Below are 12,760 nucleotides of genomic sequence, written 5' to 3' on the forward strand. Positions count from 1 at the left end.
TTTACCGCGATTTTGGCCGCGGGAACAGCCTGGGTTGCCGGGCGAGCGTTAGCCCCCGCTCGCGGCCCCCAGCGCCACCACCCTATCCGCCGAGTCGATCGTCGATTTTCTGTGGGCGACAATCACGCGCGTGATATTCAGCGAAGATATCGCCCGATTGATCGCCAATTCATTCTCAACGTCCAGATGGCTGGTCGCTTCATCCATAAACAGCACGCTTGGTCGCCGGTAGAGGGCGCGTGCAATAAACAAACGTTGCTTTTGCCCGCCGGAGATGCCGTTCCCCAGCTCTCCGATCAGGGTTTCGTAACCCATCGGCATCTGCATGATTTCCTCGTGAATGTTGCTGTGCATCGCACAGGCCACAATCCACTCTTTATTGGCGTTGACCTCGAAGCCGCTGATGTTTTCCGCGATCGAGCCGGAGAATAACCGGTCGTCCTGCAACACGCAGGCGATCGCATTGCGGTAGTTATTCACGCCGATTTTATGGATATCCATCATGTCGGCCAGGATCTCTCCCGAGGTTGGGTTGAGCAAGCCGCACATGACCTTCAGCAAGGTGGTTTTCCCCACGCCTGACGCCCCGACGATGGCGACGCTCTCGCCGGCGGCAATGCGGATATCCAGGTCTTTAAAGATCGGCCGGGACAGCGCGTCATATTGATAGGTGAGGTTTTTAACCTCAACGGCAACCCCCTTGCCCGGTTCGAAGACCTGCCGCGGCGCGGACTCCGCCTCCGCATCGGTAAAGACGATGTCGGATATCCTCTCATTGTGCAGCGACAGCATGCGCAGGCCGATCGCCAAATCGATCAGGCTGGAAGCCCGCTGCGAGAACTGGCCGCGATAGGCGTTGAACGCCATGAACATGCCGAGCGTCATCGTATTGTCGATGACCATCATGGCGCCGAGCCAAAGTATCGCCACCTGATCGAGCGTGGTGATAAAGGTATTGATCCCGCCGAACATCATATTGAAACGGGTGATTTTGATATTGGTATTGGCGGCATCGACATTCAAATTGAGCCAATAGCTGGAGCGCGTTTCCTTGATGCCCAGCGCTTTGACCGTGGAAATACCGTACAGCGTCTCCATGAAATGCGAGTTGGCCTTGGCCGCCTTGACGATTTGTTCCTCCGAGAATTGGCGGTAGGTGCGGTAGGTCATCATCCTGATGAGGATGTAGACCAGGGTGAAGCCTGACACCACCCAGACCAGCCAGCCGCCATAGACCATCATCATCACGAACAAACCGACCGTCATGATGCCGTCGATGATCCCGCCGACGATATTATTGGTAAAGGTGGTTCTGATCGCATCCAGTGAGGAAAACCGCGATTGGATATCCCCCAGGTGCCGTTTCTCGAAAAAGTCCAGCGGCAGCTTCAGCAAATGTTCGAACAGCGTCGTCTTCCACTGGATATCGGTCAGCGTCCCCAGCACGATGGAAATCCAGGCCCTGGCGATGCTGACCACGGCGCGAAACAGGGTGAAGAAGATCAACCCCAAACAGATGACCGTCAGCAAGCTGTAGTCATGCGCCTGAATGACATGGTCGGTCACGAGCTGGGTCCCCACGGGCAGCAGCAGGTTGACCGACTCGATGACGAGCGATAAGGCAAAAATCTTGAGCAGCGTTCCCGGCAGCCCCTCGATATTTTTCATCAAATCCAGCAGGCGTAAACGGGTCTTTAAGGTCTCTTGCTGAAAAGCCTTGTCGGGCCACAGCTCCAGCGCAATGCCGGTAAAATGGTTCGACATCTCTTGCAGGCCAATCACTCGGCGCCCGAAGGCAGGGTCGTGAATCACAAAGCCCGCGCGCTGAACCTTAACCAGCACCACGAAATGGTTCATGTTCCAATGCAATACGCAGGGCGTTTTCAGCTGATTGATTTCATCGATGTCCAGCGACAAGGCCCGCGTCTTCAGCTGAATTTGCGCCGCGATTTGTGACAGGGTGCCCAGGGTCGCGCCCTGGGTGGAAATGCCGAATCGCTGCCGCAGGCTCAGCATATCCACATTAAATCCGTAATAAGAAGAGATCATCGCGAGGCAGGCCAGGCCGCACTCCGATGACTCCGACTGCAAGATGCTCGGCACCCGTTTACGCAGAGAGAACGTTAACTTTTCGTTGATCCGTTCAAAAAGATTATGATCCTTCATCGACTCTCCCCACCACGCTGTTTTTTATGTCATACAAAGGCGCGACCGCCCATTGATAAAGCGGTTTCTTATCCAGGAACACAATCACCCTGGCCTGCAGCCCACTGCTGATCTCCAGATATTTCCCTTTGTCGCTGAATTGCGTGTCGCTGATGGACGCCAACACTTTGTAGTAGGCGTTTCGCTCCCTTTTATTGCCGCTGCTGTATTCCGCCATCTCCTGCGGAGAAGCCGGAACCGAAGAGATGGATTCAATGCGCCCCGGAAACTGGCCGAACTTGTCCGAGGGAAAAGCCTCGTAGCGAATGTTGATGCCATCGCCGATTTTCACGTAGGGCAAACTGTTATTCGGCAGCCACAACACCAGATAATATTTGATGTTCTCAATCGGCTTGATCTGCGCCAGGCTGCTGCCGCTCTCGACCACCTGCCCGGCGGTCACGCTCAGCGACTCGATTTTCCCCTTCAGCGGCGCCTTGATAATCACCTGGTCGCCGGCGTTGGATTCCGCCAATTGGCGTTGCAGCTCGCTGCGTTGCGATTCGCTTTGCGATATTTGATTGTCGTAATCGGCGGCGCGAATCAGCAGATCGCTGCGCAGCTGCGACAGCTGGATATTCTGCTGAATCTTTTGGCTGTTGAGCGCCTGATAGGAACTCTGCTGTTGCTGAAAGAGCGAACGCTGATAATTCAGCTGATCCTTGGTAATCAGCCCTTTCGTCAGGTAATGCTCATAGTTTTTCAAACTCTCCCTCATTTTTTCCATGCCGTCTCTGGCACTGAGGTTAAGTTTTTCCGTTTCTTTATACGCTATCTCATAGCTGTCGATCTGTTTTCTCAGGTTCTCCAGCATCGCGTCTTTGTTTTTTTTCAGCTTGCTGATGATCGAATCCAGATTGCCGATCTGCTTGTTGATTTCACCCGCGGCAATATGGCTGACATTACCCGAGGCCGTGCTTCTGGAAACATCGATGATATACAGCGGCTCGTCTTTTTCCACCACATCACCGGCCTGGTGGAAAGACCGATTCACATAGCCATATTGGGAAGAAAAAACGTTCGTCGAATGCGGAATGCTGATCACCTCCCCCTCGACATCCACCCTGCGCGTATATTCACAAAAATAGAGCGCGCTCGCCAAAATAAGAATAAAAACGAGGCACGTCACGGCAATCACAGAGCTGGACGCGCCGGAAATCAGCAGCGCTCTGCCGGTCCATCTTTGACGTTGATAATTGACCGCCTCCTGGCGGAAAATATTTCTGCTCTTATTATCACTCATAGGAAGACCTGCGCATGCCTGACCGGGAGACAGCCGCAGCGCGAGCGCTGCGGCCTTGGACAGCAATATTGATTTAGCTGATGGTGCCGTTAATCAGCCCATCGAGGCCTTTTTTGGAGTATTCCAGGGTGGTATCCCAGCCAACAACGGCCGCGGCCACGCCGCTGGCCACGCCACCCAGAATACCCGCAGCGACCATGCCAACGCCCTGGCCAATGGAGCCGACGCCCAGCAGACCACCGCCGTCGCCGCCGTGCTTACCGCCGATGACGGCGCCCGCCATGCTGCCGACCGCGGCGCCCAAAGCAACGGACGAAACGGCTTCCGCGGCATTGGTGACGGCGCTGCCAATCAGGCCGGCCAGCCCATTGCTCATATCCCAGGAATAGGCGCCTGACACTTCATTCATTTCGATAACAGACAGTTCTTTCATTGGTTAATCTCCATATTTAAACGGACAAACACAGCCATACATGCGTGTTGTCATTGCATTGGCATCGGCCTGCAGCGCCGGATGCCACCAATAATGCCGCGGGAAAAGACGGCATTATATTTTTGATGCGGCTCCCTTAATTCTGCGTAATGGTGAATGTCATGACGGCATCGGCCTGCCCGGGGCTAATGTCCCCCGTCTGCTTATAACGCGCCATTAAGGGAATTCTGATCTCTTTTTCGGCAGCGGTGTGATAGTTAATCGGCCGGGAAAACGTGAGCGGATTACGGTTCTCGTCCAGGACCTCCACGGCAACGCCCTTTGCCGCATCAGAACCGTCGGCAATAGCGATCATGCCTACGCCCGGCGAATTTCCGGCCGCTTCAAACGTCACCTGTACCGGAATATTGTCTTCCTGGCATTGCAGGACCACGAAGAAGTTACGTTCGGAAGACACCGCGCTGCTGCCGACCCCATTAAATTCGCTGCGTTTTGGGCTGCCTAAGTCCACCGTTTGATTTTTATAATTCAAATCCACCAGGCAGCTTTTCTGAATGACCTTCATGCCGGAAATGCTCAAGTCCAATACCGAGGTCGAGTCCAGATAATATCTGGCGATAATCTTCCCCCCCATATCACCGCCGGTTTTAATCGGGCCGGTTTTGATAAACGTCAGCCTGACATCATTGCGGTTGATCCACGGCGTCAGCAGGTTGGGCGAAATCGCCGTATTGAAAGGCACGTTCTTATTGCTCTGCCACAGGTCCGAAATCGTCACGCCTACGCCGTCGATGCCCGTTTCAAACACGCCGGGCAGCGCACTCGGCGTCAGCGGCGACAGGGAGCGATAGGCCACCGAGCCCGAGCAAAGAAAAGAAAACGTCGTGCCGCTGATGCTGTTTTCCGTACGGACAGCCAACTGTTCGCCGATTTCAATACGCGGATCCACGGCCAGCGTCAGCAACCCCATGCGGATGGTTTTCGCGTTGGTGGTACAGGTGCCGGCATACGCCACCGTCGTTAGCGTCGCCAGCCATAGCAGAGCGCCGTAACCGAATATCCTGATAAAAACGTTCATTTTCACTCTCACTTAACAAGTCATGATGGATACGGAGCGAGATCTATTGGCAAACGCCATTGAGGGTTTGGATCCCTGCAGCGGGTTTCTCCGCCGGCAGTTGATAGCTGATGCGGCACTGATGCTCGGCATTTCGCCCCCACTGCACGATGAGTCGACCTTGTTCCGCCATGCCGGACAGATAAACCAACCCATCCCCACCAATCAGGAACGGCTGCGCCGAATGATCCGCATCGCGGACGCTGGCCCCCAGAGGGAGAGGCACCCCATGTGGATCCGTGACTCTCATCAGGATCCTTTTGCCGACGTGCGCCTTGAAATTCGCCCGGCTTACCGCGCCGCGGGTAGGCGTGACCGACTGGTTGGTCAGCGCGAGATCGACATCATCCGGCAAACTCTCCACATCAAGACGAATCGAGTTGTTGCGATAAGGGGTGGCATAAGGAACGATGGCATAGCCGCGCCAATCGGTTTTCACCCCGACCTGGTTACCGACCGCCACATCGCTGGCGCCGGCCGCCGTCACCAGGGCGGCCGTCTCGCCAAAGGGCTGGCCGAAGGTGACGCCGTCTTCGTGGGCAATCACGCCCCCTTTTACGCCATAGTTGACGCGCTGTTGGCTGCGATCGTAAGCGTATCCCGCGACGAGTTCGCCGTAGGTGGCACGCCAGTCAAGGTTGGCATTGCCGCTGTTGCCCTGGCCCTGATTGCCATACCCTTCCTGTACGCTCCAGTTGAGGTTGTTGCCGGCCAGCGCCGTGCCGTTGAGCCCCGCCGTATGGCTGGTATTGCCTTTTTGGCTGGTATTGAGGCTATAGGTGGCGTAGGTGTTGCTCAGCCATTTCTCCAACGGCACGCTGATATTGAAGGCAAACAGTTGGTCGCGATCGTAAATACGCCGTTGTCCCCGGTCTGAGTCACCGTAAATAGCCTGTGAATTACGGTTGTAGCTGTAGTTAAAACCGTAACTGATGCCATTCCAGCTATTGTTGTAACCCGCGCTCAGCGATTGCATGTTGCGCTCGGAATTCCAGTAATCTTCGCTGACCGCGCTGAGGGAAAGCGAACCCGCCCCCTCCCATAAATTCTGGTTGAGCGTAATCTCGGCGCGGTTTTTACGGCGGTCTGTCAGGGCGTAGCGGTTGCCGCTGCGGTAGGTGTCCAGCACTTCCTGCAGCCCATAATAGCCGCTGGTCGAATAGCGGTAGCCGGCAATGGCGAAGTTCGTGCCGGTCGCTACGATGTTTTTGCTGTAGCGCACGCGCCACGACTGGCCGTCGCTTTTCGGCTGATGTTCCTGTTTCGCCCAGGCCTGAGTCGCGTCCACCGACAGGGCGCCGAACTCGCCCAGGTTTTTACCCACCCCCAAGGCCAAGGATTGATACGGGCCGGCGAATTGCCCGCCGCCATAGAGGGTAAAGCCGGCCGGCAAGCCGTAAATCAGGCTGCCCTGCGAGAAAACCTTTTTCTCCACGCTGTGATCGTAAGTGCGATATTGGCCGGACGTCAGCGCGTATTTCAGGCGCCCTTCGCGTTGCAATACCGGCAAGCTGGCAAAAGGCACGGTCATATGCTGTTCGCTGCCGTCCGCCTCTTTGATCGTCACGTCCAAATCGCCGCTGCCGCCGGTCGGATACATGTCAGAAATCTCGAACGCGCCCGGCGCGACATAACTCTGGTAGATGACATAACCGTTTTGGCGAATGACCACCTGCGCGTTGCTGCGCGCAATGCCGCGCACCACCGGCGCATAGCCGCGCAGGCTTTCCGGCAACATGTCGTCATCGGAGGCCAGCTGCGCGCCGCGAAACGACACGCTGTCAAACACATCGGACGGAGTGCTGCTTTCACCGAGCGTGAGCAAGCTCTTCAGGCTGATGATATTGCGCTGGGCGTAGGTATAGACGGTGTCCCAGCGATCTTCCGACTGCCGCCCGCCACCGCCGCTGTTGTAGCTCCAGGTGGTGTAATTCCGCACCCGCCAGGCCCCCAGATTGAACCCCGGCCGCAGGTTGAGGTAGTAGCTGCTTGCGCTCTGGGTAAAACGATCGCGCCCCTTGCTGTTGCTGCCGGTGAAACCGTAATTAAGCAGCATCGCCGGCATCCCTTCGTCCCACAGTTCGGGCGGTACATAGCCACGCACCCGATTTTCCAACGCCGCCTGGGGAATGCTCAGCACCAGCCGCTGGCGGTTAAATTGAAATTGCGCCGAGGCCTGCGGGATGGCGGCCAAATTCGCGCACTCTTCCGCGCGGTTCAATGCGGGAAACCGCTCGATCTTCACGCCGAGCCGTTGTAAATCCTCCCCCGTCAGGCAAGGCTGCAGGCCGGCTTTATCGTCGCCGCCGGGCTTGATAACAAACCGAACATCACGCGTCTCCATCAGCATGTCATTCACCCAAATATCCACCCGATACTTGCCGGGCACTTGGTTGCCGTTTTCAAACACCGACAGGTCAACAGGCTGTTGGCCCGAACGCCCCGTTTCCAGCAACGCCGGATTGAAATAGTCACGGGAAAAGGCGGGGTTGGCCATGTTGCCGCATACCGCCGTGGTTGCCGTGAATAAGACGATGCGCTTCAGCCAAGCATCCCGCTTCGCTGCTCTACGCTGACGAGTTATCATTCATTAGCTCCATTATTGAATTCGTTATTCCCTTCTGCCGCCCATCCCCTGGCGGTTAAATACCTGACTGATGCTCCTTGCCGGTGCCGCCGTAGTCGTTAATTAATTTCCAACTGACCGACGACGCGCCAGAAACCGGCAATGAAAACATTTCACTACTCATCGGCGCGATATAAGTCACCTCTTTCATTTCGCGCCCGCCGATGCGAACATAATGAAAATTCATATAATACGGCGTGGGGTTGGTGAGTTTTAATTCCTTGCCGACGCGCTGCCACGTCAACCGTTGAGTCACATCCTCGGGAACCTGTTTGAGCAGCGCCGCAGGGCGATAAATCAGTTTGAGGCGCGTTTTTACCGCGATTTGCAACGTGTTCGACTTACCCGTGTGTTCTGTCGAAGGAATGGACTTTATATTCATCCAATACAGGCTCTCTTTATCCTTCGGCAAGTCATCGCCGACGCGGACGATGCGCAGCATATTCTCCTGATGCCCATCCAGACGAAATAAAGGCGGCGTAATGATAAAGGCTATCTTATCCACGCCGCTCTGTTGATTATCCAGCCAGGACTGGATTAAATAAGGTTCGTTGTCCGGGTTGTCGACGCTGATTGAGGCTTCTTTTTTTTCACCGTTAAAAATCACTCGCGTTCCACCGACAACCACACCGGCCTGCGCCGTAGAAAAAAATAATAATAAAATGAATCCCATTAGGGCACTGCAGCAATTAAACCGCATAATATTATCTCCGAGGTAATACGGCCCGCTGGAAACCAGCGGGCAAGAAAATATTATCAGTTGTAATTCAGCGTGAAGGTCGCGACGCTATTGGCTTTACCGGCAGTCACATCTGCAAGCGTGGAAATATAACGCGCGGTAAAATCAAGATTGTTTTTCACGCCGCTGCCGGAAGCCAGCGGATAGGCCGTTGAGGCCGTGTAAAGCGGAAGAACATTATTAGAAATATCAGACAGCTGGATGCCAACGCCCGTGGCGACATCCGTTTCCTGGGTCAGCTGCAATACGTTGTTGTCACCATTATCGGCCGCGCCGTCGAACTTAACGGTGGCGCTTTTTACCGTATCCGGACAATCCGTCACTTCCAGCGTAAATTTAGTCGCCGAGGAAGTGGATCCCTTGCCCCCCGCAAATGCCGTTCGGGCCACATCGCCCAGAACAACATTTAATGGATTACTCAAGTCATTTGTGACCTTGCACGCGGCATCAACAATATTCCCGGTAAAATTAACCTGCCCGTCTGCCGCCAGGGCCGGCAAAGCACTCGAAAAACTCGCCGCAACCAATGCCAACATAATCACTTTTTTTTCCATCATGGGTACTTCTCCTTTTGATTGGACAAACTTAAAAATATCCCTATCACGGCTAATCCGTGATAAGGCGAATAGGAGCTCCGCCCCTTTCACAGTTAATTATGCTTGGCTTTCCCTCTTTAGCAAAACATAAAATCAATGTAAAGATGAGAAAAGATAATTACCCCGAATCGAATTGGCATCATTCTTATTTTTATTTTAAAAAAACCAAAAAAAAAGCGTTTCTTGATTCATTCCTCTGGCCGAAAAGGAAAGGTTTATCAGCATGCTTCATACACCATCCACAAGATAAACCACTCATTTCCTCTTCAATGAATGTGCGTAAGGATGAGTTGTCACAAAAATGAAAGACGCCGCGCGGGAGCCAATGACTGGAGAGTTTTTTGATTCTTGCTAAGGGGCTGCGGCGCGTCGACGGCGAAACCGGATAGGGCAATAACGATTAAGCGTTCAGAAGAGGTGAAATATGAAGGGAAGTTTTCTCTTAAATAAGAAAACGCCGACAATAAATCAGCGTAATCATGCTGCAGAAAGGGCGCCGCCGATCATCAACGGTTCCCTTCTGACGCAGGTTAATTCAGCGATGTAGCCGCGTTCTCTTGACGTTCAATTCACAGTAAACGCTTTTCCGTCTTATTTTCAGTGGGATTAATCGTCATGGCGATAATCCTCCCCCAGCCCTCGACCCGGTAAGGTTTCACACGCCAGGCCATCGCCCGCCGGTGCGGCGATCGGGTAGCGATCGTCAGGGGTGATAAAGACCGGCGAGGTCGCGATATACCCGTCGCTAAACTCGGCTTCGATAAAGGTGGCCTCCCAACCCTGTGCAGGGGCGTTCAGCCGAAATTCACCGCGGTTCGCCTCCAGCGGCGCCGAGGTATAACGCACGCCGCACGAGTAGCGAAAATCTCGGGCCGTGCGGTTATGCGCAGTCCAGCGCAACACCCTGATCGGCGGCTCGGAAAAGCGGAGCGTGCGCAGCGCCGTCTCTGAGGCGTTGCTCTGCACCTCGATCGTCGGTAGCGCAATATCACGCTGACGACGGTTGACCAAGGCCAGAACGGCGCGTTCGGGGACCGTGCGCTCGTCGCCGGCGATGGCTCGCATCGAGACCTCCCCCGGCAGCTTATTCAAATAAAACCGCGTGCTGTCGGGCGGATAGCGTTCGTCGCCGCCGGCGACGATGAAATACTTCGGCGCCGGAGGCCGCCCGCGTTCGGCCAGAGGGGGATATTCGATGGGATCTTCAATCTGCATCAGCTTGTCAAACGCCGGGGTCTCTATGCGCCGATCGATGCCCAGTTGGTAATAAGGATGAAACGCCAAAGGCCAACGCCCGCCATACGTGCGATAGGTATGCTTCATCACCTGCCGCGCCGCGATCCCCTCAGGGAAAATGGCGGCCACGGCATCGATGCGCTCATCTGAAAGCGCCGTCAGCATGGCCGTGGTTCCCCCCTCAGACACGCCCGCGACGATAAATTTGTCTATCCCCCACTGGCGCAATTCGCGTTGCGCCAGCGTCATGGTTTGCGACAGCGCCGCCGTCATCGGGATATGCAGCGGCATCATCAAATATTCATCGGCATCATCCAGGAACAATCGCCATCCCCTCGCCCGGCTATCCGCCCCTGAACGGCGCCGTCCCTCATTTTGGTATTCCAGGTACGGGTAAGGCAGCCGATTGACCACCACCACCACCGTTTTGCTCTGCGCCGCCAGCGCCTCAGCGGAAAACGCCGGCTTTTGATTGCCCGACGTTCCCGGGCCGGCGGCGCTGCACGCGCAGTCTTCGCTCATCACCAGCAACGCTTTACCGGTGAATGCCCCGTTGGGAATATAAATGTCCACGTCGTGCCACCACTGCGTCGGCCGGATCGCGTCTTGCGGCGCCCAGGATTGCGACATCAGCCGATAATGACGAATTTCCGTGTGTTGGCCGCTCTCCACGCTTTTTAACGAAAATGACAGGGGCAGCGTGGCCAGTTGCTGGTTATAGCAAGGGATCACCGTCTGTAATGCTGGGTGCTCATCGGCGAAGCAGGTGTCTTCCTCCTTGGCCGCGGCGTACCGGCAGACGGCCAAAGCCAGCCAAATCAAGGTAATATAAGCGGAGATCTTTAACATTTTTCCCCCACGATAGTTGGCGTTGCCCCGCCCTCGCAGGCCGGCGCGGCGGCAAACGGGCATCAACAGCCTCACGAGGCGTGATGAAATAATATCGGGTAGCCGAAGCTGTCTTTTTCGAACATCACATCGTTCTCGTTTTCGCCCACCAGCACGCTATAGATGCGGTTCTCCTGATAACGACTCATGGCGACATAGAGCACGACCTCGCGATGATCCGTCAGGGTGAACTGCCTGCGCTTGGCAGTAATTTCCAACGTAAACGCCACCACGGGATTGTTGTTTAAAAACACCGCGGTCTGTCTCATGGACAGGATTCTGGCCTGCGCTTTCTCCGCGACCTGAAAGGGGGTGGCGTCACTGGGGTAGCGGATATCCATCTTCTTTTGGATATAGATGACGTTAAACACCGCCAATGCCACCGCCACAAAAAGATTGATAACCATAATCAGCATGATTTTATTTGCCATTCATCCTCCCGCCCCGTTCCCTGCACCGCGCTCGCGGTTGATTTAAAAGTGCCCTTGCGGGCACTTTTCATTAGAGGCTCAAGAGGATTTGCGGCCAAACAACTGCGAGAACGCGCTAATCCCGGCATCGATGACGGCGCCAATGCCTTCACCGAGTTTTGCGCCGGCGTTTGACGCATCCGCATGGATACCGAAAAGACCGGTGCCGGCATCCACGATGGCGCCAATACCCGTACCCAGGATTTTGCCGGCGTCGGAAGCGATGCCCGCGCCGGATACCGCCATAACTTCTGCTTCAGTCAGTTCTTTCATACTCGCTCCTTTGCATTAATCTAAGTGTTCCGTTTTGAGAAAATGAAACCCTCACTGTTCGTTCACCTCCTTTTGTCTGCCAATAAACCTCGCCCGGTGAAAACGTCAGAACAGACCGAATTCACGACAGAGATAGTCTGCAACGCCATTGCGGCTATTGGGCAACGCCACCGGATTCAACGGCAGAGCGCGTTTCAATTCGCTCATGGCATTGCCCATGACCACGCCCGTTCCGGCCCAGCGCAGCATGTCCAGATCGTTCATCGCATCGCCGAAAGAGAGGCAATCGCGCATCGCTATCTGTTTGGAATTCAAATAGTCGGCCACGCTTCTGGCCTTGGAAATATGCTTATCCATGATGTCTATCGTTTCCGTGGAGGACTTACAGATGGACAGCGTTTTGCCGAAGGCCTGGTTGACCTGGTCAAAGAGCGTCTCGATCGGCGCCGCGTCCCCATGCACCAGTACCTTCAATATCCGCTGCCGCTTCATGGCCTCAGGCTCGACATAGCGGCAGGCCACGCCCGACGTTTTGACGTAGTCAGAAAAATGCGGATTCTCTTCGGCCATCATCCAGCCCTCTCGGGTGAACAGGGTCACGTGGAACGGGCTGGCGAATAAAAAATCGATCAGCCCGGTTTGCAGCTCTGCGGGCAAAAAATAGCTTCTATCCGCCACCGCCTGCCCTTCGATGTTGACCATCGCGCCGTTGCAAGAAACGATCACCGGCGAGAACCCCAGCCCATCCACGATCCCGCGCGCATCCGCATCGCAGCGCCCCGTTGCAATGACGATTTCCAACCCCCGACGCTGTAAAATGTTGAGCGTTTCCACCGTCACATCGGATAAATTCCCGGACGGATCGAGCAAGGTGCCGTCAAGATCGCTCACGATCGCCCGGTACTTTATTTTGCCGTCGACTGCCAGCCACATA

General features: G+C 55.2%; 11 protein-coding genes. All 11 read right to left on the reverse strand.

Annotated features, from left to right (window positions below):
• Positions 1–48 precede the first annotated feature (48 nt).
• The 11 genes from V8N38_RS15840 to V8N38_RS15890 all read right to left on the reverse strand — a co-directional run bounded on the left by V8N38_RS15840 (position 49) and on the right by V8N38_RS15890 (position 12,759).
• Complete coding sequence (locus V8N38_RS15840; RefSeq protein WP_102984441.1) at positions 49–2,166, reverse strand: peptidase domain-containing ABC transporter; 2,118 nt, start codon at positions 2,164–2,166, stop codon at positions 49–51.
• Complete coding sequence (locus tag V8N38_RS15845; protein WP_060439614.1) at positions 2,153–3,448, reverse strand: HlyD family secretion protein; 1,296 nt, start codon at positions 3,446–3,448, stop codon at positions 2,153–2,155. The genes V8N38_RS15840 and V8N38_RS15845 overlap by 14 nt, the downstream gene beginning before the upstream one ends.
• 73 nt (positions 3,449–3,521) lie before the next feature.
• Positions 3,522–3,881: a hypothetical protein gene (locus V8N38_RS15850; protein ID WP_060420470.1), complete on the reverse strand. Its 360-nt coding sequence runs from the start codon at positions 3,879–3,881 to the stop codon at positions 3,522–3,524.
• A gap of 136 nt (positions 3,882–4,017) precedes the next feature.
• Positions 4,018–4,959: a fimbrial protein gene (locus V8N38_RS15855; protein WP_060420468.1), complete on the reverse strand. Its 942-nt coding sequence runs from the start codon at positions 4,957–4,959 to the stop codon at positions 4,018–4,020.
• A gap of 43 nt (positions 4,960–5,002) precedes the next feature.
• On the reverse strand, positions 5,003–7,585 hold the full coding sequence (locus V8N38_RS15860; protein WP_147839771.1) for a fimbria/pilus outer membrane usher protein: 2,583 nt from the start codon (positions 7,583–7,585) through the stop codon (positions 5,003–5,005).
• 55 nt (positions 7,586–7,640) lie between these two features.
• A complete protein-coding gene (locus V8N38_RS15865) occupies positions 7,641–8,324 on the reverse strand; it encodes a molecular chaperone (protein ID WP_084827581.1) in 684 nt (227 codons plus the stop codon).
• A gap of 56 nt (positions 8,325–8,380) precedes the next feature.
• Positions 8,381–8,920, reverse strand: a complete 540-nt coding sequence (locus tag V8N38_RS15870) for a fimbrial protein (protein ID WP_038872246.1) — start codon at positions 8,918–8,920, stop codon at positions 8,381–8,383.
• A gap of 645 nt (positions 8,921–9,565) precedes the next feature.
• The gene (locus V8N38_RS15875) at positions 9,566–11,044 is read right to left on the reverse strand and encodes a PhoPQ-activated protein PqaA family protein (protein ID WP_060420462.1); all 1,479 of its coding nucleotides are present in this window, start codon (positions 11,042–11,044) and stop codon (positions 9,566–9,568) included.
• A gap of 71 nt (positions 11,045–11,115) precedes the next feature.
• Entirely contained in the window at positions 11,116–11,514 is a 399-nt protein-coding gene (locus V8N38_RS15880; RefSeq protein ID WP_060439610.1) for a hypothetical protein, read from the reverse strand.
• A gap of 78 nt (positions 11,515–11,592) precedes the next feature.
• A complete protein-coding gene (locus V8N38_RS15885; RefSeq protein ID WP_038872255.1) occupies positions 11,593–11,826 on the reverse strand; it encodes a hypothetical protein in 234 nt (77 codons plus the stop codon).
• Positions 11,827–11,931: 105 nt separating this feature from the next.
• Positions 11,932–12,759: a Cof-type HAD-IIB family hydrolase gene (locus V8N38_RS15890; RefSeq protein WP_060420458.1), complete on the reverse strand. Its 828-nt coding sequence runs from the start codon at positions 12,757–12,759 to the stop codon at positions 11,932–11,934.
• Position 12,760: the final 1 nt, after the last annotated feature.

It is taken from the genome of Serratia nevei, from assembly GCF_037948395.1.
Lineage (GTDB): Bacteria > Pseudomonadota > Gammaproteobacteria > Enterobacterales > Enterobacteriaceae > Serratia > Serratia nevei.